At 59.2% G+C, this 20,868-nt stretch carries 19 protein-coding genes; 9 read left to right on the top strand and 10 right to left on the bottom strand.

The window, feature by feature from the left end; all coding sequences use genetic code 11:
* The first annotated feature begins 147 nt into the window (after positions 1-147).
* From P7F60_RS27840 to P7F60_RS27820, 5 genes are all read left to right on the top strand, one after another.
* On the top strand, positions 148-1,731 hold the full coding sequence (locus P7F60_RS27840) for a M10 family metallopeptidase (RefSeq protein ID WP_277920857.1): 1,584 nt from the start codon (positions 148-150) through the stop codon (positions 1,729-1,731).
* A 206-nt stretch (positions 1,732-1,937) separates the two neighbouring features.
* Positions 1,938-3,056, top strand: coding sequence for a helix-turn-helix transcriptional regulator (locus P7F60_RS27835; RefSeq protein WP_277920856.1), 1,119 nt, complete (start codon positions 1,938-1,940; stop codon positions 3,054-3,056).
* A gap of 83 nt (positions 3,057-3,139) precedes the next feature.
* Positions 3,140-4,219, top strand: coding sequence for a helix-turn-helix transcriptional regulator (locus P7F60_RS27830; protein ID WP_277920855.1), 1,080 nt, complete (start codon positions 3,140-3,142; stop codon positions 4,217-4,219).
* 400 nt (positions 4,220-4,619) lie between these two features.
* Positions 4,620-5,729: a CsgG/HfaB family protein gene (locus tag P7F60_RS27825; protein WP_277920854.1), complete on the top strand. Its 1,110-nt coding sequence runs from the start codon at positions 4,620-4,622 to the stop codon at positions 5,727-5,729.
* Positions 5,729-6,166 (top strand): curli assembly protein CsgF, encoded by a 438-nt coding sequence (locus P7F60_RS27820; RefSeq protein ID WP_277920853.1) that lies wholly within the window; start codon positions 5,729-5,731, stop codon positions 6,164-6,166. Before P7F60_RS27825 ends, P7F60_RS27820 begins: the two co-directional genes overlap by 1 nt.
* Positions 6,167-6,172: 6 nt before the next feature.
* On the opposite strand, the gene P7F60_RS27815 is transcribed toward P7F60_RS27820, so the two are convergent.
* Together P7F60_RS27815 and P7F60_RS27810 are read right to left on the bottom strand one after the other, a co-directional pair.
* On the bottom strand, positions 6,173-6,706 hold the full coding sequence (locus tag P7F60_RS27815) for a hypothetical protein (protein WP_277920852.1): 534 nt from the start codon (positions 6,704-6,706) through the stop codon (positions 6,173-6,175).
* 24 nt (positions 6,707-6,730) lie between these two features.
* Positions 6,731-7,684, bottom strand: a complete 954-nt coding sequence (locus tag P7F60_RS27810) for a hypothetical protein (RefSeq protein WP_277920851.1) — start codon at positions 7,682-7,684, stop codon at positions 6,731-6,733.
* 299 nt (positions 7,685-7,983) lie between these two features.
* On the opposite strand from P7F60_RS27810, the gene P7F60_RS27805 reads away from it, so the two are divergent.
* The gene (locus P7F60_RS27805; protein ID WP_277920850.1) at positions 7,984-9,069 is read left to right on the top strand and encodes a LuxR C-terminal-related transcriptional regulator; all 1,086 of its coding nucleotides are present in this window, start codon (positions 7,984-7,986) and stop codon (positions 9,067-9,069) included.
* A gap of 105 nt (positions 9,070-9,174) precedes the next feature.
* Here the strand turns inward: P7F60_RS27805 and P7F60_RS27800 are convergent, their stop codons facing one another.
* A complete protein-coding gene (locus tag P7F60_RS27800; RefSeq protein ID WP_277920849.1) occupies positions 9,175-9,588 on the bottom strand; it encodes a hypothetical protein in 414 nt (137 codons plus the stop codon).
* 320 nt (positions 9,589-9,908) lie between these two features.
* On the opposite strand from P7F60_RS27800, the gene P7F60_RS27795 reads away from it, so the two are divergent.
* Positions 9,909-11,135 (top strand): NAD(P)/FAD-dependent oxidoreductase, encoded by a 1,227-nt coding sequence (locus P7F60_RS27795; protein ID WP_277920848.1) that lies wholly within the window; start codon positions 9,909-9,911, stop codon positions 11,133-11,135.
* A gap of 52 nt (positions 11,136-11,187) precedes the next feature.
* Here the strand turns inward: P7F60_RS27795 and P7F60_RS27790 are convergent, their stop codons facing one another.
* Complete coding sequence (locus P7F60_RS27790; RefSeq protein ID WP_277920847.1) at positions 11,188-12,345, bottom strand: GNAT family N-acetyltransferase; 1,158 nt, start codon at positions 12,343-12,345, stop codon at positions 11,188-11,190.
* 122 nt (positions 12,346-12,467) lie between these two features.
* Complete coding sequence (locus P7F60_RS27785; protein ID WP_277920875.1) at positions 12,468-13,574, bottom strand: glycosyltransferase family 4 protein; 1,107 nt, start codon at positions 13,572-13,574, stop codon at positions 12,468-12,470.
* Between the two features lie 186 nt (positions 13,575-13,760).
* On the opposite strand from P7F60_RS27785, the gene P7F60_RS27780 reads away from it, so the two are divergent.
* Positions 13,761-14,918 carry a DUF4214 domain-containing protein gene (locus P7F60_RS27780; protein WP_277920846.1) on the top strand — a complete coding sequence of 386 codons (1,158 nt, stop codon included), beginning with the start codon at positions 13,761-13,763 and terminating at the stop codon, positions 14,916-14,918.
* Between the two features lie 482 nt (positions 14,919-15,400).
* Here the strand turns inward: P7F60_RS27780 and P7F60_RS27775 are convergent, their stop codons facing one another.
* The 5 genes from P7F60_RS27775 to P7F60_RS27755 all read right to left on the bottom strand — a co-directional run bounded on the left by P7F60_RS27775 (position 15,401) and on the right by P7F60_RS27755 (position 19,672).
* On the bottom strand, positions 15,401-16,402 hold the full coding sequence (locus tag P7F60_RS27775; RefSeq protein ID WP_277920845.1) for a replication initiator protein A: 1,002 nt from the start codon (positions 16,400-16,402) through the stop codon (positions 15,401-15,403).
* Positions 16,395-16,586: a hypothetical protein gene (locus tag P7F60_RS27770; protein ID WP_277920844.1), complete on the bottom strand. Its 192-nt coding sequence runs from the start codon at positions 16,584-16,586 to the stop codon at positions 16,395-16,397. Before P7F60_RS27770 ends, P7F60_RS27775 begins: the two co-directional genes overlap by 8 nt.
* Positions 16,587-17,355: 769 nt before the next feature.
* Complete coding sequence (locus tag P7F60_RS27765; RefSeq protein ID WP_277920843.1) at positions 17,356-18,567, bottom strand: replication initiator protein A; 1,212 nt, start codon at positions 18,565-18,567, stop codon at positions 17,356-17,358.
* A gap of 149 nt (positions 18,568-18,716) precedes the next feature.
* Positions 18,717-19,001: a hypothetical protein gene (locus tag P7F60_RS27760; protein ID WP_277920842.1), complete on the bottom strand. Its 285-nt coding sequence runs from the start codon at positions 18,999-19,001 to the stop codon at positions 18,717-18,719.
* Positions 18,998-19,672 carry a ParA family protein gene (locus P7F60_RS27755; RefSeq protein ID WP_277920841.1) on the bottom strand — a complete coding sequence of 225 codons (675 nt, stop codon included), beginning with the start codon at positions 19,670-19,672 and terminating at the stop codon, positions 18,998-19,000. Before P7F60_RS27755 ends, P7F60_RS27760 begins: the two co-directional genes overlap by 4 nt.
* A 397-nt stretch (positions 19,673-20,069) precedes the next feature.
* Between P7F60_RS27755 and P7F60_RS27750 the strand changes: the two genes are divergently transcribed.
* Positions 20,070-20,663, top strand: coding sequence for a recombinase family protein (locus P7F60_RS27750; RefSeq protein ID WP_277920840.1), 594 nt, complete (start codon positions 20,070-20,072; stop codon positions 20,661-20,663).
* The last annotated feature ends 205 nt before the right edge of the window (positions 20,664-20,868 follow it).

The raw sequence follows: 20,868 nt of genomic DNA, 5'->3' as shown, positions 1-20,868 counted from the left end.
TTCAATCTTTTCCCGGGCGGCCGGGCTTGGGCTGCCGGTTAACAAAGCTTTGCCGCAATCCGTAAAATTGCTCTAATTCATTGAAATATATATCAAATTTTATCCTGTACTGTCCCTTTTACAAACAAAAAAGGGACAGGCAGGGACATGGCAAGCATCATTTCGAACAGCGCGACCGGATCGACCCTCATCGACAGCCTGCTGGCATCGGCGCGCTGGGGCGACGGCGCCGTCACCTTCGGTTTCACCGCCTCCAGCACGCAATACGGCTCCGCTTACGGTATCGGCGAGGCGGCCAAGGGCTACCAGCCGCTTTCCGCCTCCCAGATGTCCGCCGTGCGCGACGCGCTGGCCTCCTGGGGCGAACTCATCAATCTGAAGATCGTCGAAACCACCGGCGCCGACGCCGACCTGCGCATCGCCTCCTCCTCCGCCCCCACGACCGCCTGGGCCTATACCCCCGGCAGCAGCGCCGAGGCCGGCGACGTCTGGTTCGGCACCGCCAAGGGCTATTACAGCAATCCCACCGACGGCAATTACGCCAAGCTGACCTTCATTCACGAGCTCGGCCATGCGCTTGGCCTCGGCCACCCCCATCAAAGCGTCTTCGGCGCCGGCGGCGGAAATTTCGTCGCCGACAGCGGCGCCGACCAGGCGCTCTGCCCCTGCTGCGGCGGCGCCGTACACGGCGCGCCGGTTCATGAAGGCGCGCAGGCCGCCACCGTCCATGCCGGCGCCGCCGAACTCGCCTCCGGAAACCCGGCCTATTTCGGCGCCGACGTTTCCACGAGCGCCGTCGACGCCATGGCCTATTCCGTGATGAGCTATTCCTCCTATGCCGGCGACGGCCACACAGGCTACACCAACGGCACCTGGGACTATGCCCAGAGCCCGATGGTGCGCGACATCGCCGCGATCCAGAGCCTCTACGGCGCCAATTATGCGACGCGCGGCGACGACACCGTCTATTCCTGGAACGCGACGACCGGCGAGAAGATCATCAACGGCATCGGCCAGGGCGCGCCCGGCGGCAACAAGGTGTTCGAAACCATCTGGGACGGCGGCGGCCGCGACACCATCGACCTCTCCGCCTATACCAGCAACCTGAAGATCGACCTCGCGCCCGGCGGCTGGATCGATTTCGGCAACAGCCAGCTCGCCAATCTCGGCGCCGGCCATTCCGCTCCCGGCAATGTCGCCATGTCGCTGCTTTACGAAGGCGACACCCGCTCGCTGATCGAAAATGCCGTCGGCGGCAGCGGCAACGATCTCATCAAGGGCAATGCCGGCGACAATTTCCTGATCGGCGGCGCCGGCGACGACCGGATCGAAGGCGGCGACGGCAACGACATCCTGGCCGGCGGAACGATCGGCAACGAGCTTTCCTTCCTCGGCATCGACCGTTCGGCCCTGATCAAGGTCATCCCTCAGATTAACGGCGCCGACGGCAACGACATCCTCATCGGCGGCAATGGCAACGACCTCTTCATCGCCGGCAAGGGCCACGACACCGTCGACGGCGGCAACGGCATCGATACGCTGATCATCGACAGCGCTCTCTCGGCCATCCAGTTCGTGGCAAACGGCGCGGAGCTGATCTTCAACTACCTCGGCAACACCACGACGGCGACCAACATCGAATACCTCGCAACCCAGGACGGCATCTTCGCCATCCACGGCGCAACCCTCGTGGGTGTCTCGCAGCAGCAGTGGTATGAAGCTTCGGCATGAGCCCATGCGCGATTTCACCATCAAACCGTCGTCAAACTGCACATCTGGTCCAGTTTGGTGATAGCCGATGAGTTGCATTATCGGTCACTGGATGTAAATCTTCCAGGAAATCCCATAGCGGAGCAGTCCATTGGAGGACTATGCGGCACGAGCACGCACCGTCCAAAGTGCGCCGCGCCATATTCATTGAGTTCTCAAGAGGGGCCATGAGGATTTCCAGCAATGACATGCCAGTTGCCGATCTCTTCTATGAAGCGGCGATCATTCCGGAATTCTGGCCTAAGGCATGTGAGGCATTCGCTTCTGAAGTCGGCGCCGCAACCGCCACCATCTTTGCGATTGATCATCTCGGAACGCATCGCTTCGTCTGCACGCCGAATGTCCGTGACGATATCGAGCGCTTCTCCACCGATCCGCGCCGCCTGGAAAACATCCGCCCTGCCCGCGCCCTGGAGCAATTTCCATTCACTTTCGCCCGGGAACGCGACTTCATGACCGAGGAGGAACTCGCGGCCGACATGGTCCTCAACGAATTCATCAAGCCGATCGGCATGCACTGGTCGGCGGGATGTGTATTTCAGGAGCCGACCGGCCACATTTTCATGGTCGATCTGCTCCGGCGCCAGGGTATGGATCACTACTCGAACGACGAGCTTGCCCATCTCAACGCGATCAAGCCCGACCTGGCCCGTTCGATCTATCTGGCCTCCCGTCTTGCATTCAGCGAGGCCAAGACTGCGACAACGACTCTTTCCCTCCTCGGGCTTCCGGCCGTTGCCATCGACGCCACGCAGCAAGTGCTCGCCGCCAACCCGGAGTTCCAGAGGCTCTCTCCAAGGGTGCAAACCACCGCGCGGGACCGCCTGTATCTCGACAATCAAGCATCCCGAGATTTGGTAAGCGATGCGCTGGCGAGGATGCAGAAAGGCGCTGAAGGAAGTGTGCAGTCGATTCCCATGGTTTCAGACGGCACGGCACCGCCACTGATCCTGCATCTGCTACCCGTGCGACGGGCCGCGCTTGACATCTTTGCGCGCGGCCTCGCCATACTCGTTTTCACCGAAGTGGGGACAGTCGGGCCACCAGACATGCGCGTCCTCGCCGGCTTGTTCGACATGACACCCGCCGAGGTTCGAATTGCACGGGGCATAACATCCGGGAAATCGGTAGAGCAGTTGGCGGAATTGAACAAATGCACCGTCGAAACGGTCAGATCCCATCTCAAACGGGTCATGTTCAAGACGGGCACCAGGCGGCAGGGTGAATTGATCGCGCTTCTGCTGGGTCTCTCCGCACCATTCCCAGCACAAGGCAATGCCAAGTGATGCGATCAACGCTTCAAAAGGCGAAGGCGCCGCATCCCACCTGTCGCAACAACGCGAGGCAATGAAAACTGCGGACACCCTTCATGTCTCATCAACGCTCAATCATCGATCAGATTTATGAGGCTGCCGTTCTGCCGGAGCTTTGGTCAGCGGTCATCGAAGAAATAGCCAATCACACCGGCTGTCATGGCGGCGCATTCTTCTCGCTGAGCGAACACGGCCCCTTGATGGTCGCGTCGAAGACCTGCGAACAGCATCTGAACGTGATGATGGAAGAGGGATGGGCTGCGCAAAACATCCGTGCTCAACGGGTCATATCGATGGCGCCGATCGGTTTTGTGACGGATCATGATGTCTGCAGCGAGGATGAGATTGCCAATCATCCCATTTATACGGACTTTCTACGGCCGCGTGGTCTGGGCTGGAGCACGGCGACCCATGTCACCGGCGCCAATGACGACGTTGCGGTTTTTTCCATCGATCAACTCTACGACAGGGGACCCATCTCGGAAGAGGTCCGCGGCTTCCTCAATGCATTGCGTCCCCATCTGGCCCGCGCCGCCATGCTCGCAACTCAGTTCGGCATCGAGAGGATCAGAGGCGTTCTCGCAAGTTTCGAGCAGCTCAGCATTGCCGCAGCGGCCATCGACCGCCATGGAAAAGTCAGGCTGGTGAATGACCGATTCACCTCGGTGACACCGAAGGTCACCATCGGAGCATTCGACAGGCTCGACATTCTGGACGACGGCGCCAGGATACTCCTTCGGCAGGCCCTGTCGACATTGGATTTCGATCACGCGCCGCGGTCCATCCCGGTTCTGGGCCAGGCCGCGCCGTTTGTGGTTCACATCATTCCTGTTCAACGCCAGGCACGCGATATCTTCACTGCGGCCGACGCTATCGCAGCGATCGTGCCTTTGAATTTTCCAGGCCTTCCCTTCAGGACAATCGTTCGCAAGCTCTACGATGTGACGGAGGCCGAGGCGCGGGTTACCGAAGCGCTTCTGTCGGGCTTGACGGTGCAGGCCATCGCCGAAAGGCAAGGCGTGAGCACCCAAACGATCCGCACCCACCTGAAAAGCGTGTTCGCAAAGACAGGGGTCACTCGGCAAGCCGATCTTATTCTCAAGTTCTCTCCTTTCAACGCGACCGCGCAGGAGTAAAGCCGAAGCACATCCCGCGAAACGGGATCGCCTGGAGGCGGCGCAGCATCGATGGGAAATCAAAAAATGGTGCGACCGTGATAATTTTTCCTGCGGCGGCGCCGGCCCTGCAGGTGGCGAAATTAACCTTTTCGTCTCCCCCAAATGGGTGAAATTCGGGCGCATCTCGAGGGCTGTGCTATTGAAATCATTGAGAATTTTCGATGCATTTCTGGTCCGGCTTCCGACATTTCCATGCGCTGTTAATAGTTTACGCCAAAGCAACCAAAAAGGATTTATTAACCATGTTTGGCTACCAAGGGTTAACTAAAGAGTTTCCGAGGATGCCATGCTTGAAAAACCGGTTTTATTCGCGCTATCGGCTTTATTACTGGCAAGTTGCGCGACACAGAACAAAGACATGACCGCGGAAACATCCACGGCTGCCAAGAAATATTATGCCGAGACGCTGACGGCAGGAACGCGCGATGCCGATCGCCTGAAATATCTGGAAGGCCTGCCGGCGCGCAAGAAGCCCATTCGCGTCGCGGTTTACGAGATACCGGACCAGACAGGGAAGAACCGGCCGAACGAGAATTATGCCGATTACTCCCGCGCCGTGACGCAAGGGGCGGAAGCCCTGGTCATCCAGGCCTTGACCGATGCCGGCAAGGGACATTGGTTCGATGTCGTCGAGCGGCGCTTCGTCGAGCGCGTCCTCAACGAGCGGACATTGGTGGAGCGCTCCTACCTCGATGCGCAGCAGCGCCGCTTCAGCGCCCGTCAGGATGCCCAACAGGACAGGTTCGAGCAGGCGCTGCGGGCCAAGCAGCGCGAGGTCGATCTTCTGGAGGACGATTATCGCCGCAACGACATGGCGCGCACGACGGCGGTCTCTGCCGCCAAGGGCAAGATGGCGACCCTCAACCGCGCGATAGAGGAAGCGCAGCAGAAGGGTGACAATGCCCGCCTGCAGCAGATCACCGCCGAACAGCGCCTGTTCGGCTCCGAGGCCGATGCCTCGATCGCAAAATACGATACGGCCCTTTCCAAGGCCAAGGATCGCTTCGAAGCCGCCCAGCGGGATCTGGCACGGCTGAAGGAGCAGGCGCCCCGCGAGGAAGCGTTCACGGCGGCCTCCGCGCCGGCGGCGCTGCCCTATGTCAACACCGCCAACTATATCATTACCGGCAGCATCGTCGACTACACCTCGAATGTCGAGACAGGCGGCGCGGGGATCGGGCTTCTGAACGTGCGCGCCCAGGACGAGGTGCGGCGCGACATGGTGACCATCAGCCTGCGGCTGGTCGATACGCGCACCAGCCGCATTCTCTCGACCTCGACGGTCAGCAAGTCCATCTTCTCGAAACGCTCGCAGATCGGCGGCGCGGGCTATGTGACGCTGCATGCGGTTCTGGAAGGCGAGGCCGGCGTCGCCGTCAACGAACCCGGCGTTTTCGCGCTCAACAGGGCGATCAACCTGGCGCTGGCCAATATCATCGAAGATGCAACCAAGAAAGGAATCTGGTGATGCGCCCGTCTTTCAAGCTGATCGCCGCAAGCATCGCCGGCCTTGGTGTCTATACGGCCGCGCAGGCATCCGAACTGAAGTTCGGATTCCAGAATCCCGGTTTCGGCGGCAATCCGCTGGCTTCCAACTATTATCTCGGCATGCTGGAAAACCAGAAACTGGTGAAAGAGAAGAAAGAGGACAAGCTGTCCTCCAGCCAGGATCTGGTGGGCACCTTCGCGGAAGGCCTGAAATCCCGCATCCTGTCGGCGATCGCTTCGAAGATCACCCAGGATATCTTCGGGTCCGATTCCGTGCAGGGCACGTTCTCCATCGACAACATGCTGCTGGATTATCAGCTCGTCGGCGACAAGGTGGTCATCAACCTGACGGACGGCATCACCAACACCACGATCGAAGTGCCGCGCTTCGAGGTCGACAAGGCCGCCGGCTCATAAACGCGGTTAGTATCCCCCCTGCGTGATGCTGATGGCCTGGCCGGGGCCGGTCTGCTGCACGGTCACGCTTTCATTGGCGCCGCGCTGGGTGACGGAAATATCCGCGCTGCCGCCCTCGGCCACGACGCCGGCGCGATGGCCGATGCCGCTCTGATCGACCGTCACCCGCGCCCCGTCCGAATCCGCGATCACGCCCGCCGAATGGCCGGAGCCGCTCTGGAGAATGGTGATCGCATTATCGTTGCCATCCGTCGCACTGAAGGCGAAGTTGCCGGAACCGCCTTGCTGGACGATGGTCGCTGTATTCCCACTGCCAGCCTGCCGGATATGAGCGCCGGCGCCAGTGAATTCGTTGAGCAGGTCTTCGTTGAGCGACGATGGAGATGTCGCCTCATCGGCACCAGCCGGATATGTTCCGGCAAGCCCTGGTATAATTAGACCGAATACAAGTCGGGCCAGAACGGTAATCCAATTTTTCATTCCTGAAACCTCCTGACGAACCCGCATCACAGCATATATAGGAAATACGGCGCGGTTCATGCCGCGCCGTATCGAGGTAACCGCTTATTGCTGGGCAATGGTCGCGGTGTTGTTTTCACCGGCTTGGATGATGGTAGCAATATCACTGTTGCCAACCTGGGAAATCACGGCGGCATTGTTCCAGCCAGACTGATCGACCGTTGCCTGATTTCCGTCGCCGATCTGCGTGACGGTGATGTTACCGTACTGACCGTTCTGAGTCAGCCAAGCCTTGTTGTTGCTACCATCTTGCCAGACGGTAGCCCTGACATCATTTGCGGTCTGCTTCAGAGAAACAAGATTGCTGTAGCCTTGTTGGGTGATGCTCGCCCAATCGTTGAGGCCGCTCTGGATAACATAGCTTTCGTTCCAGCCGCCTTCCTGTTGGGTGATGGTTGCCTCTCCGCCGGAACCGATCTGTTCGAGAAAGGCGGTGTTCGATTCCCCTTTCTGGTTGATCGTACCTTTTGAGTTATCAGCGACACCGGTACCAGCGTTGAAGCTTCTTCCCTGAAGAAGGTAAGCCCTGTTGTTGTTGCCGCCCCACTGGTTAATGGTAGCTTCGGTCCTGCTGCTCTGGGTATCGGCGAACGCCGTGCTTGCACCATCCTGATAAATGGTCTGCTTGCTATAAATAGCGCTCCATTGCCGGGCCTCGGCCGTGCCGCCATTCAACTGCGTGATGGTCTGTTGGCCTCCTAAGACGGAGCTCTGAGATGCTCTTGCGGTACCGCCCGTACCATACTGATCGATCGTGACTGTGCTCGGGAGCCAGCCGTCTGCCTTCGCGACATCGCCATCGCCCCGGCCGCCAAAGTCATAGCCCTGCTTTATTTCGGCATTTCCCCAGGAACCATGCTGACGGATCGTAGCATTGCTATCCCAGACATGCGACGCCTGATTGATAGTCGCTGTATTGTTGTCTGCACCGGCCAGCGCAGCGCCGGCCATGGCCAAAAATGCCAGGGCGGAGACGGAATGGAAGAGTGTGTTGCGCATTGGTGTTTAACCCCCTGTTTACAAAACTTGCCGCACGCAGAGAGTGTTAACAACTTATTAACCCCCCTCCATCACCCAGATGGGGGATACAGGGGGATCGGGCAGGTCAAACGGGCATTCCGCCTGGCATTACGGTTAACCGCGCCGGCGCGGGCCGTCTTTTGTGCCAAAATGGGACGATTGCAGCCTCCATGAGCTGCATGAAAATGGCGCAAATCCCGATTTAGGACACCTCAATCGGTTGCGCCGCGGCGTGTCGCAGTTATGCTGTGTCCGGTTGCATAACATCCAAGAGGCTCATGACCGATCTACCCGCCATTCTCGACCAGATTTACGAGGCGGCCTTCCTGCCCCAGACATGGTACGCGATCCTTGACCACATGGCCCTGCGCACCGGCGCGCAAGGCACTTCGCTCGTCAATACCAGCGCGCCGGACACGAAATGGCTGGCCTCCGATGCGCTCGACGACATGAAGCGGAAGATGATCGACGAGGGCTGGTATCGCTACAACACCCGAACCGACAAGCTGTTGACCATCGAGCATCGCGGCTTCATCGACGAGTCCGACTATTTTACCGAGGAGGACTACAACACCCTGCCGATCTATACCGGCATGATGCAACCGCTCGGCTACGGTTTCGGCGCCTCGACCTTCATCGAGACGCCGAGCGGCGACAAGATCATCGTCGCGGTGGAGAAGAAGCGGGCGACTGGCCCGGTCGAGCGCTCGGCCATCGCCTATCTGGATGCCTTGCGGCCGCATCTGGCGCGGGCGGCGATGATGTCCAGCCGCCTCGAATTCGAGCGGATCGCGGCCGCCGTCGAGGCCTTGAAGATGACCGGCCTGCCCTCCGCTGTGCTGCGCCGCGACGGCCGCGTGCTCGCCTGCAACGATCTGCTGGAAACCCTGTCGCCGCAGATCAGGATCGCGGCGCGCGACGTCGTGAATTTCCAATACGGGCCGGCCAACCGGCGGCTGGCGGATGCAATCGAGGCGGCGCGCGGGCTGGGAAGTCTCGCCGGCTGCTCCTTTCCCCTGCCGCAGGCCGATCGCACCCCGCCCGCCGTGGTGCATCTGGTTCCCTTCAAGGGCAATGCCTGCGATATTTTCGTCAGCGCCGCCTTTTTCCTGATCGTCACCCCCATCGACCGCTCACGCGTTCCCAATGCGGAAACGCTGCAGGGCCTCTTCGACCTGACGCCGACCGAAGCCCGCGTCGCGCGCTTCCTGGCCGGGGGAACCGATATCGCCGGCGCGGCAAACGAAATGGCGGTAAGCAAGGAAACCGTGCGCTCCCACGTCAAGTCGATCCTGTCGAAATCGGGCATGACCCGCCAGACCGATTTCGTCGCCGCGGTCGCCACGTTGCGGACGATTGACTGACGCATATTGACTGCTTCAGCGGAGGATTGCGCGGCATCGCGCTGTCCAAGGCTTGGGCAATGTGCAGCCGGCTATGACGTCAGTCCGGATGGCCTGGACCGACCATCATTGCGGAACGCCCATTGCTTCCATCTCCGGACATTGCGGTTGGTCAGCCGTTTCTATCCGTTCCCGTTCCAGGTGCCCGACACAGTGCGCCATGATGTTCAATTGCATCGAACTGGTCTGGGATACGAGCACCGGCAGCAGGGTTCCGCGGTCATCCATGAATTGTAGAACGGCTTCGCCGTTTTCCCTCGGAAAGACACGGACATCCGATGCAGGAAAAGCCGGCAGGTCGATCGGCGGCGTCAAACACCTGCCGGTGACAAGAAAGAGCCCGGCCATCGTCGCGAGCGTTTCATAGGAAAATTCAAGGGCAACCGTTTGTCCCGTGGCATCCGCCACCAGCACATTCAGGCTGTTCAGCCCGGTGCTGAGTTCGAAATCGACCACCTCCGAAACATTCATCCGCTGCATTTTTTCCTCCGCAAGGCATTTTTCCAGGTGTCGGGCAACCGATCTGTCCCGTTGCTCCTCTCCAGCAGGGCGCAAAACCTGCTTCACGTCACAATTACAAGACGGTATCAACTATGAAGTTGTCTGCCATCACCCGATTGGGTTAGCCTGGCCTCAACGCATGGGCTGGTCGCCAGCGGAAAGCATTTCATTGTGGTGCTCCTGTCGCGGGCACCGACGAAATCGACTCGATCGAGAAGCCGGTCTTTGTGTAAACAAGGATATCCTGGCAGTATCCGACACCGATCCCTGCGCCTTTCTTCGCTCTTGAGGTATTCTCAATGACAGTTGGACATCCGCCACGCCTACTGCCGGCGGGAATCGATACGGAGATCGCCATTGTCGGTGGCGGCTTGTCTGGAACGTTGGCCGCGATCCTTCTCGGGCGGCAGGGCTATCGGATCACGCTGATCGACCGTTACCCGGTTTTTCCCCGCGAGTTCCGTGTCGAGAAAATCGCCGGCGACCAGATCGAGACATTGCGTCGGATCGGCCTTCTGGACAGTCTTTCCGCAGCCGCGGCACCTTTCGACGAGATCGTCAATATTCGCGGAGGCAGCGTGCTCGATCGCACGCATGCGCTCCATTATGGCATTTTCTACGACGACCTCGTCGGTACGATGCGCGCCGAACTACCCGAGAGCGTGCGCTTCATCGCCGGCCGGGTCGGCGCCCTCGAGGCCGGGCCGGACCGCCAGCGCATATCGATCGTCGGCCAGCAAGACGTGACGGCGCGCTTGCTCGTGCTGGCCACCGGCATGGGCGACATCCTGCGGCGCGATCTCGGCATCGAGCGCCGCTTCGTCCATCGGCGCCAGTCGATGACCTTTGGTTTCAATATCCGGCCGGTCGGCGCAGGCGCCTTCAAGCATGCGGCGCTGACCTGTTACGGCGACCGGGTTTGCGATGGCATCGATTATCTGAGCCTGTTTCCCGCAGGCGGCGTCACCCGCGCCAATCTCTTTGTGTTCCGCGAGCATGACGATCCCTGGGTCAAGGCTTTGCGCGGCCGGCCGCGCGAAACGCTTGTCGAAACGCTTCCCGGGCTGGTCGAAACATTCGGCGATTTCGAGGTCATGGATCGCGTGTCGAGCTGGCTGACCGACATCACGGTCGCCGAAAATTGCAGGCGCGACGGCGCCGTGCTCATTGGAGACGCCTACCAGACGTCCTGCCCTGCAGCCGGAACCGGCGTCAGCCGGCTGCTCACCGATGTCGAACGGTTATGCAGGGTGCATGTGCCGCAATGGATGGCCTCCCCCGGCATGCCGGCGGCAAAGATCGCGACATTCTACGACGATTCGGTCAAGCAGGCGGTGGATGAACATGGGCTCGCCCAGGCGCGCTTCCGTCGCAGCCTGACCATCGAGACCGGCCTGCGATGGCGTGCGCGCCGGCAGGTTCACTTCAGCCAACGCCGTATCCTGCACGGGATCGATAGGCTGAGTCCGAACCTTGCTGCCCGGCTGTGCAATCTCAGGCGGCCGAATACCGAAGCCGCCGGCTGATCACGCTTGCAGCCCGGCAGAAGCGTTCCTGCCGACGGTACTTAAGCCGGGATCAGGAGGATTCGGTGTTCTGACCTGATGTCGGCGGCACGACGGCGCCAGACGCTTCGACCTTCTTGCCGCGCCCGCCGCCCAGGACATGCCGCGCCAGTTGCTTGGCGGCCGGAAATTTTTCGACGGCCAGATGCGCAGCATAGCCGAGCAGGCTGCCGGCGCGATGGATCTGCCACATAGGTGAAGGCTGGCCGCCGAAAATGCGTTTGTAGGGCTCGTCGCCAATGGTGAAATCGAGATGCAGGTCGCCGCGCCCGATGCAGTCCCGGGCGATCTGCTCGAACATCAGGCTGCCGATCGATTGTTTCCTGTAGCCGGCCTCGTCGAAACCACCGAGAATGACGAGAAACGAGCCCCGATGCGCGAGCCCGAGCGCGCCGGCGATCGGCCGGTCATTCATCCACATCGCATAGGTGCGTGCAAATCCACCGCATCCTTCATTGGCCACCGCCAGATAGAAACCGAAATAGGACGCCTGCTGCAAGAGGTCGGCAGGGCCGTCGCTGCCATCGAAGCGGTTGCCGCGATAGAACTTGAGCGCATCGAATATCGTGCGGATGGCGGCCGGGCCGTCCGCGCATTCGAAGCGCGCCTTTCCCATGCGATTGAGTTGCCGCGTCTTCTTGTCGAGTTCCTTGCGATAGGACCGATCCAACTGATGCGCGCGCCATTCGGCGAAGCTCGGCTCCAGCTTGCTGCAATAGGCACTCATTCCCATGTCGTCACGCTTGCCGATGCCAAAGAGGCGTTCCATCGCCAGCGAGCGGTCCGTAAGCTTGCCGATGCGCAGGAGATCATAGGGCCGCAGATATGTGCGGATGGCAGCGCATGTCTGGCTGTCGGCCAGAATGCAGGAAAACGTTTTTTCGTCCACGACCGGCGATACATAGTCGGAAACCCGCATATCCGCGAATTCAATGGCCTTCAGCAGCATGTATCTGCGTCGCACCAGCGGCAGGACCATCGCAAGCTTTCCGCTTGAGCGCACACGGACGACGATGATCAGCGGCGTTGCCGCGCCTTGCGGCACAAGCTTCTCATACAGTTGCGCAAGCCATATGGGATGCTGGAATGCGGTCGCCGCCGAACCGTTGAACAGTTCGGCATATTCCTGCGAACGGAAATCGAACGTATCCTCGGCGATGACTTCGAACATGGGATCCAAACCGGTGGGACGGTGATCTATCGACGATGTTTTGCGCGACGGGTCAAGCTCGATCTCCGAATTGACCTAGGGGCGGCAGAACAGCGTTTCATGACCACCCGTGCCGCACCGCGTCACCTCAGGCGCCGATAGAGATCCGCATAGGCTTTCGCCATTTTTTCGGCCGTGAACATCGCTTCATAACGCAGCCGGGCAGCGCGGCCGAACCGGCTGCATTCTTCCTCGCTTTTCCAGAGCCGCCGCATGGCCCGCGCCAGATTTCCAGGGTCGTCGGGCGGGATCACAAGGCCGGTTTCCTCGTCCAGGTTCACGAAACTCGTGCCTGTGCCGATTTCGCATGAAATCATCGGTTTGCCGGCCATGGCGGCTTCCACCAGGGAAAGTCCGAAAGCTTCGGACCGCAAATGCGATGGAAAGACCAGCGCCCGGCAAAGAGAAAGCAGAGCCGACTTGTCCGCATCGGCAAGAGGCCCGAGCAGATGGACCTGGGACAGGCCTTCCGCCTCGGCGCGCGCCTTCAACTCACTTTCAAGCCCGCCGCCACCGATGATGACCACCGGCAGGCCCGTGCTTCGGGCGGCCTCGAACAGGATATGGATCCCCTTGTAATAGCGCAGCACGCCGACGAAGAGAAAGAAGCCGTCCGGGAAACGGTCCTGCCAATACGCAATGCGCTGGGGGTCGGGTGCCGGATAATCGGCCTCGTCGAGACCAAGCGGAATGACCTCCACCTTGTCGCGATAAAGCGGCAGCACCGGACTGGAAGACAGATAGTTCGGCGAAGTCGCGACGATCCGGTCGGCGCCGCGCAGGAAGTGATGCATCAGTGGACTGTAAAGGCGCAGCAGCAGTTTCTGCTTCACGATGTCCGAGTGATAGGTGACCACCACGGGTTTTCGATGCGGCGTGACGAGATCGACCAGATCCATGAACGGCCAGGGAAAATGGAAATGCACCACGTCGGCCTGGCGGCTGAGATCGCGAAACGCCCTGAAAGCGGCGCGTGAAAATCCGGTCGAGGCGATATCGAGATCCTGCTTCACCTGGATCACGCGATGCCCGTCGAAAACAAAGGGTTCGGACGCGGGCTTGGGGCTGAGCGCCAGCACGTCAGCCTCCATGCCATAGGCGCGGCAGCCTTTGGCGATGGCGTGAATGGTGCGCTCCACGCCTCCAAACGTATCGGGCCAATAGGTTTTGAAAAAATGGAGAACACGCATACGGAAGTCTTTATCCCGGCTGGACATCTGCACGCTACGCACATCGTCTGCTTTCGGAAAGTCCCTAGCCTTAGTCGCTGCCAAAGCAAAACGGTTTTCTGGCACATTAACCAAGCGCGGCGTTAACATTTGATTAATAAATGCTTTTAAGTTTCTGTCAGCCTTGCTGAAACGGGGCACGGACCGATGACCAACCTGCAGGAAATATACATCGCGTTTTTCGGACGGCCGGCAGATCCGGAAGGCCTGCGCTATTGGAACCAGCAGATCGATGCCGGAACATCTCTTGCGGGGGTCGCGACACGGATGTCCGCCCAGGCCGAATTCCAGAAGGTTTTTGATGGTGTTTCGAGCAGCGACGTGATCGAGACCGTCTTCCAGAACCTTTTCGGCCGCAACTCCGATTCCGCGGCTCTTCACGTCTATGAGGAGGAACTGGCTCACGGCCGGGCGACGATGCAGACGGTTGCGATGCATATCATCGATGCCGCCTCCGGTCCGGATCGAAACGCACTCGACCTGAAGGTCGCCGCGGCCGATCTGTATACGCGCCATCTCGACACCAAAGCCGAGATCGAAGCCTATCGGGGAGAGAGCGCCGCCAGCCTTGCACGCCTGTTCCTCAAAACGGTCGATGGCCAAGTCCCTGCAACGGCCGAAATTGTGGATAAGGCAATTGCGGCATTGCCCGGCTCCAGTGGCGGAGCCCAGTTTCCCGCTCCGGACGGCGGCATGATCGAAGGTGTCACCTACGCTCTCGATGCGGCGATCACGCCATACAGGCTCGACGGCAATGACAAGATCCTGCTGATCGGAAAAGGTTCGGCCGAAGGCTTTGCGATCGCCACCAGCAACAGCGCCCATCTGGAACTCGGGCTCAGCCTGCGCGATGCGGCGGGCACGCCCCTGCATAGCAAGGGCTATGTCGAAGGCCATACCGCCGGTTTCGATCATGTGACGGCCGGCAGCTCGATCGCTTTGTCAGTCGCATCGCTCGGACAGCGCGAATTGACCGATTTTTCCTTCAAACTGAGCATCGACACCGATCCAACGGCCGGGGTCGCGTGGAAGCATTATCTGCTCCAGGGTGATGCCGATCACGGTTATGCCTGGGCGCTCGATGCCGATGATGACGGGGTGGCCGACAGCCCGAAGGATCCGACCCATGCAACGCTCGCCGTCGATGGCGGCCAGGGGCATTTCATGCTCCTGGATATGCTGGACCTGCCGGCGCATGAAGGCCTGTTCGATATCCGGCTGGATGCCTATCATGGCGGAGTGCTCGTCGCAGAAACGGCAGTTCGCATGGATATCGTCGGGATCGCTGCACAGGATATCCACTGACGATAACCTGTCTGTCCCAGCGTTCTGTTTATGCGGCATTGTCCGACACGAAAGCGGGATCGTTTCGCCTGGAAATTCTCTCGGCATGGCTTCCGTTAAGGACTCTGTTAAAGACGTTAAAGCGCGCGCGCGTGTTACGTGTTCGTTATGCTTTTGTTTTCATTTCCGAAAACCTTGCAGATTATCGGTAGAGTGACGAACGCGGCCATCCCCGGAGTGACGAATCCTCATCCGTGGAGTACCGAGTCAAACATCCCTAGAGTGACGAAGACGCATCCCCGGAGTGACGAGTGAACATCTCCAGAGTGACGAATGCCGCCTACACCCGATGGAATGGGGTTCAAACCGAAATCTGAAGCTCCAAGGCATCGGACTTCCGTGGGGCCATTCCTGCGCCCTGTGTTCCCGAAGAGAGATTTATTCATTCATATCAAGAAATTACCTGAAAACATCCGTAGAGTGACGAGTCCAAGCGCCGTGTTTCAAGAAGCGTTGTCAGACCCGCGGATGGTTTTCCGGCGTGAGCGCATCGCCGGTGTCCTGGTGACGGCATCCATCTGCATGGCGTTGAGCCCGGCATCGTTGCGCCCGTAAAAGACAACGGAATCATCAGTGTGCAGAAAAACGATGTGATAGCCCGGCAGGGTGTTGGCTTCGCTGATGGCGCGCACGGCCGCCCGGAACTTGAAGAGCGGCTGGCGGGATCCGACCTTCTTTTGCAGGAGATCGAGGCCGATCTTCCAGCGTCCCTGGTCACCGCAATGCTTGCGGGCCAGTTCGTAAAGCCGTTTTTCCGTTCCCTTGCGCAGCTTGAAATAATCCGGATCGATGCTCAGCACTTCGAGCGCCAGGGTCGCATCGAAAGTGAATTCGCTGAGCGTGATGCGCAGTTCTTCCAGGCGGTTTTCCGGCCCGCGTGTCACCGCCTCATAGGCATCGATCAGGCCGAAGGCCTTGGTGCGTCGCCGCGCAGGCTTGCCGGTGGCGATCGATGTCTTGATACGGGTGCCGGCAAGCCTGTCCAGGGCCTGCTCCAGGAGATAATAGCCGCGGCCGGAGGTGCTGCGGTTGGTGAATTTCAGGAGGTCGTGGGCGGTGATGCTGACGGTCCGCGACACCGCCTGGCCGTGATTGATGGCATCGACGAGCTTCGAGACGCAGCAGAGCACAATGTCCTTGTCATGGATGGTTGCCCTGCCCTTCACTGATGGCGTGACTTCCAGCGTCTGGCCGTTATGTTCGTAGGACAGGATCCGCTGGTCGCCATCCTCGATCGCATAGACCGGATGTTCCATGGTCGCCAGTTCATCCTTGGGAGAGGCGGCCCGGCCGGTGGCGATGAAGAGATCCAACTGCGGGCTGGTCAGCAGCTCCGATATATCCTGCGGCTCGGCCTTCTCCTTCGATTTCGCTTTCATCGATGCCTCCAGACGCTCCAAGGCCTTGCCGATCGGGCCGGACACCGTCTTTGCCGGATCAGTCATTCCGCTCTCCCTTGATGCCGGTAAAGCCCGCTTCGAGGCCCTGGAAAATGCAGGTATTGATCCAGGCGGCGCGGCTGAGCCCCATGCGGGCCGCTCTTTCATCGACGCGATCGAGGATGTCGGGGGCAATGATGATCGTCACCTGTTCCCTGCGGCCCTTGCGGATGCCGCGACCCGTTGGCATGGGTTTTTCCGGAGAAGAGGAAGAGGACATGAGTTTCCATCCAGATGATGACGGGATGGAAACGTCCTATCATCATTCCCTCATGAGGATATCGGTTTCATATGAAAGAAAGGGGAAACGGTGGAAAGCCTGATCGGCATTCCCGTTGCGGCCCGCATTTTTGTCAAAAGATGTCGGAATGAAATACGAGATTTTTGTCATTCGAGACGGATCGTTGTACAGGATTTTTGACAATGATCGCAGCGGTCTTCGTTTCTCATTATTTCGACGAGCTGAAATATAGTGATTCGCCAAAATTTGGGAGTTTCCATCTGAGCTAGAGGATATCAGAGGTAATTCCTCAATATATCTTCGATGGATGCATTGGTTATTGCCAATTTTTCCGAAAAATTCAACAGGAAAAATTTTTGTCATGCCTGAAGTTTTTGAATCTAGTTTTTGTAGTTTTTGTCTTAGTTTTAGGCTGGAGATTCATTTACTGAATCATGCACTTAAACCACCCTTGTGGCACTGATGTACGAATTTGACGGATTGATGTACGGTTCTGACAGAATGATGTACGAATCCAGTGGCACTGATGTACGATTATTTTTGTCATCTCAGATCGTCTGTTTCGGACCCCGAAGGACAAAACCGATTCCCGATTCTCCAGAAGGGAAGGAATCGTGATTCTTTTCAGGGGCTTGGCCCGGGGAGAATTTTGTCAGAAATGCCGGATCGAAATACGGATCTTTTGACAAACAGGGCGGACTGAAACACGCAGTTTTTGTCAGAGCTCAAGAGCGATCTGCTCAGTCGATGTCGGGACAAGCCGCTTGCGCATGTAAAGGACGGTTCCTTCGCGCCCTTCGCGCAGTTCCAGATCGTAATCCGGAAGCGGGTCGGCGACCGTGCTCTTCACCACTTCCTCGACGGTCTGGCGGAATTTCCGCAAGGGGAGCTGCGAGCCGCTGCGATAATGCAGATCCTGCATCTTGTAGAAGGCTTCCGTCTGGCCGGCCGCCTTGCGGGCAAGACGGTAGATGAAGCGGGCGATCGGCTTGGTGATAAGGAAGTAGTCGGGATTGAGCGTCAATATGCTCGGCTTGCCGAAGGGCTGGACGACGCCGTCATAGACCCAGTTCGGGATTTCGATCTCCACCTGGTCGATATTGTCCTGGGCCGTGCGGCTGACGACCTTGTAGCGGCCGATGAAGGGAAAGCTTTCGGCGTCCCGGCGCTTGCCGTCACCGAGATTGACGATCTTGATGCGGGTTGCCTGCAGACGATCGAGGGCGCGTTCGAGTTCGAGATACTGCTTCCCACCCTGTCCGCGCCGGCAGAATTTCAGGATCTGAGCGGCCGTCGGCCGATAGATGCGGCCCGGCAGGCTGGGACGCAGGTGTTTTTTCTCGCTGGCGACATAGCGGCGCGTTTCCTCGGCCAGGTAGGACACCATGTTGAGGAAGATGTCGTAATCATAGGCATTGGCAATACCGACTTCGGCGCCGCCCTCGACGGTGATGATGCTGTCGCCGAGCTCGTAGCGGATGATGCCGTCGCGCTTGGTCTTACTGAGCGAGAAGGGCGCCACGTCCATCAGGTTGATTTCGTCCTTCAGGGGGGCGTCGTGGACGCTCGGCACAAAGAACATCAACTGGTCGTCATCGATCGGCGGCGCGCGCTTCAGCGGTGCGGCACTCGGCGGGATCTCGCTTTCGATCACCCGCTTCAGTTCCTTGCCGTGGATCGCCTCGCCGAGCCTCGCCAGCGCATCGCGCATCAGGTCGTCCTCGACCTGTTCGAGCTTGAGGTCGGCAAAGCTGCGCCGCAGATAGAAGCGGCGCAGGCGGCTGAGCGCATCCTTGGTGAGCGGCACGTAATCCTGCTTCTTCGCCTCCATATAGGCCTGCGTCACCTGCTGCAGATAGGCGTTCTTGTCATGCAGCGACAGTTTTGAGAATTCGCTGCGCGGCATGAAGGACAGGGTCGTGCGTTTCATGGCGAATCTCCTGCGAGGCCTTTACAGGCGTTTTTAGCAGGTTCCGCCAGCATTCGGATAGGATGGATGCAAACGGAGGCACCGCAGAAGGTAACGTTACAGCGTCATAAAGAACGTTGATTGACGTGCGTTGACGCAAATGCGTTAAGTCAGATGCGGGCGCGATCCATCAATTCCTTCAGGGCCTCGGGATAGCTCATCCGGTTTTCCATCGCCCAGGCGACGAAGCGGTTATAGGTGGAAACCGGCGGGCGGATATTGAGATTGGCCGAGGGTTCGGCCTCTTTCCGCCGGGTGATTTTCTGGATGGGCTCGCGCGACACGAATCCGTGCCTCTCGGCGACCGCGTCGATCTTGTGGTCCGGCACCTCCGGTTCGAGTTCGCTATCGGGCTTGATGGTCTTGAGGCGATCGCCAAAACCCAGGTCCTTCATTCCGCTGCTTCCTTCTGCATGACGAGATTGATCAGTTCCTCGGTGAGGGCGAGCGCATTTTCACGCGCCTGCGGCAGGCCGTTGACCTCGCCCGCATCCAGTTCGTTGAGATCGAGCTGGTGGTAGAACATCGCCTTGTAGGCCGCGCGCTCGTTGAGGTGATGTGTGAAGCGCGGGATGTCCCCACCTTCCAGCTGGGTGATGATCGCCTTCTCGATCTTCGTCTTGATTTGCGGGGAGGTGCGAGTGAACAGCACGCGATAGGGAATGAGCTTGTCGAAGGAGTCGCCCTCGTCCTTGATCAGGTGGATGGCCTTCGCCGCCAGTTCCGCATCGGTCGGGCTCGCCTGGATCGGAATGATGACGAGGTGGGCGCGAAACAGGGCGCGTGACATCAACCGGTTTGCCGTTCCCTCGAGATCGACGAAAACGAACTGGCGTTGCCTGCGGTGAAGATCGAGCTTTTCCTTGAAGCTCTCTTCATTGGCGGCGCTATCGACGATCACGGGGTTTTTCGATCCCCCTCCCCTCCATCCGACGATGGGCTGGTTTCGATCGCAATCGAGAATGGTGACGCTGGCGCCCTGACTGGCAAGGGTGGTGGCGAGGACGAGCGTCGTCGTCGACTTGCCCGCTCCGCCCTTCGGATTGGCAACGGCTATGACCGGCATGGATTTCCCTCTTTGCTGCACGCTGTTGCATCAAGATGCGTCACAAAGCTTTCAGAAGCGTTAAGGCGCTTTATCATGCGTCAGCATCAACGCGCGTCAACGTTGACGCATTAGCGTTATTCTCACGATTGCGGCAGAATGGTTTTTGGCGAGTAACACGCAAATACAAAGCTGGATGGTGAAGCCCAGCTTGTAGTGACCTTGTCAAAACCGGCCTTTGCACCGTTCCTTGCGGCGGGGTCGGCGCGAGTGACCCGAACCTGACAAAAGCTTAAGCGACCCTGTCCGGAAACGAGCGATTGCGTACAGGGGTAAAACACCCTGTCCACAAATTATCTTGACCGTCTTATGAACAGAGGCGATATTTTGGACAGCCTATTCGGACAAAGTTACCCTCATGCCACGCACCTTCGCCTATGTCCGCGTATCCACGACCGGCCAGACGACCGAGAACCAGCTTCAGGAAATCGAAGCCGCCGGCTTCCAGGTCGAACTGCGCCGGATCGTCACCGAGACGGTTTCCGGCAGCACCGCCATCGCGCAACGCCGCGGCTTTTCCCGGCTCATGGACAAGCTGGAGTCCGGCGACATTCTGATCGTGACAAAGCTCGACCGCCTCGGCCGTGATGCGATCGACGTCAGCACCACCGTCAGAACGCTGGCCGAAATGGGCGTGCGCGTCTATTGCCTCGCGCTCGGCGGCGCCGACCTCACCAGCTCGGCCGGCACCATGACCATGAACGTGCTCAATGCCGTCGCCCAATTCGAGCGGGATTTGCTGATCGAGCGGACGCAATCCGGTCTCAAGCGCGCCAAGTCGGAAGGCAAGACCCTCGGACGACCCTTCACGCTCAGCAATGAACAGAAGCAGGGTGTCCGCAACGATCTCGCGACGGGCATGAGTGTTTCGGCGATAGCAAGGAAATTCGCGACCAGCCGGCAGACCATTATGCGGGTTCGCGACGAGGATTCACGATCCGTTCGACCTTAGCGTGTCCGGGGGAACAAATCTTGTTCTGCCCCCCTTTGCAAATCGGATGGTCTCGAAGAGGGCGCCCGCAAGTGCGGTTACGGTCCATCCGCCTAACGAATGCCCGATCGCGGCGATTTGCCGTATATGGCGTCACGACACGAAAGTGGAGAATCTGTCCGACTTTTAAGAACGTATCCGGAATTCAGGTTGGTTTAACCGTGGA

The sequence above is a fragment of the Rhizobium sp. YJ-22 genome, assembly GCF_029601685.1.
Classification (GTDB): domain Bacteria; phylum Pseudomonadota; class Alphaproteobacteria; order Rhizobiales; family Rhizobiaceae; genus Metarhizobium.
Note: the sequence above shows the minus strand (reverse complement) of the source record. Positions and strands in the feature narration are given on the sequence as shown.

Bases quoted from the DNA above. Each gene is read 5' to 3' on its own strand.
- P7F60_RS27830 (WP_277920855.1), top strand. From the start codon at position 3,140: ATGTCTCATCAACGCTCAATCATCGATCAGATTTATGAGGCTGCCGTT.
- P7F60_RS27775 (WP_277920845.1), bottom strand. From the start codon at position 16,402: ATGACTGATCCGGCAAAGACGGTGTCCGGCCCGATCGGCAAGGCCTTG.
- P7F60_RS27790 (WP_277920847.1), bottom strand. From the start codon at position 12,345: ATGTTCGAAGTCATCGCCGAGGATACGTTCGATTTCCGTTCGCAGGAA.
- P7F60_RS27760 (WP_277920842.1), bottom strand. From the start codon at position 19,001: ATGAAGGACCTGGGTTTTGGCGATCGCCTCAAGACCATCAAGCCCGAT.
- P7F60_RS27755 (WP_277920841.1), bottom strand. From the start codon at position 19,672: ATGCCGGTCATAGCCGTTGCCAATCCGAAGGGCGGAGCGGGCAAGTCG.
- P7F60_RS27765 (WP_277920843.1), bottom strand. From the start codon at position 18,567: ATGAAACGCACGACCCTGTCCTTCATGCCGCGCAGCGAATTCTCAAAA.
- P7F60_RS27750 (WP_277920840.1), top strand. From the start codon at position 20,070: ATGCCACGCACCTTCGCCTATGTCCGCGTATCCACGACCGGCCAGACG.
- P7F60_RS27780 (WP_277920846.1), top strand. From the start codon at position 13,761: ATGACCAACCTGCAGGAAATATACATCGCGTTTTTCGGACGGCCGGCA.
- P7F60_RS27770 (WP_277920844.1), bottom strand. From the start codon at position 16,586: ATGCCAACGGGTCGCGGCATCCGCAAGGGCCGCAGGGAACAGGTGACG.
- P7F60_RS27805 (WP_277920850.1), top strand. From the start codon at position 7,984: ATGACCGATCTACCCGCCATTCTCGACCAGATTTACGAGGCGGCCTTC.
- P7F60_RS27815 (WP_277920852.1), bottom strand. From the start codon at position 6,706: ATGAACCGCGCCGTATTTCCTATATATGCTGTGATGCGGGTTCGTCAG.
- P7F60_RS27840 (WP_277920857.1), top strand. From the start codon at position 148: ATGGCAAGCATCATTTCGAACAGCGCGACCGGATCGACCCTCATCGAC.
- P7F60_RS27800 (WP_277920849.1), bottom strand. From the start codon at position 9,588: ATGCAGCGGATGAATGTTTCGGAGGTGGTCGATTTCGAACTCAGCACC.
- P7F60_RS27795 (WP_277920848.1), top strand. From the start codon at position 9,909: ATGACAGTTGGACATCCGCCACGCCTACTGCCGGCGGGAATCGATACG.
- P7F60_RS27785 (WP_277920875.1), bottom strand. From the start codon at position 13,574: ATGCGTGTTCTCCATTTTTTCAAAACCTATTGGCCCGATACGTTTGGA.
- P7F60_RS27820 (WP_277920853.1), top strand. From the start codon at position 5,729: ATGCGCCCGTCTTTCAAGCTGATCGCCGCAAGCATCGCCGGCCTTGGT.
- P7F60_RS27825 (WP_277920854.1), top strand. From the start codon at position 4,620: ATGACCGCGGAAACATCCACGGCTGCCAAGAAATATTATGCCGAGACG.
- P7F60_RS27810 (WP_277920851.1), bottom strand. From the start codon at position 7,684: ATGCGCAACACACTCTTCCATTCCGTCTCCGCCCTGGCATTTTTGGCC.
- P7F60_RS27835 (WP_277920856.1), top strand. From the start codon at position 1,938: ATGAGGATTTCCAGCAATGACATGCCAGTTGCCGATCTCTTCTATGAA.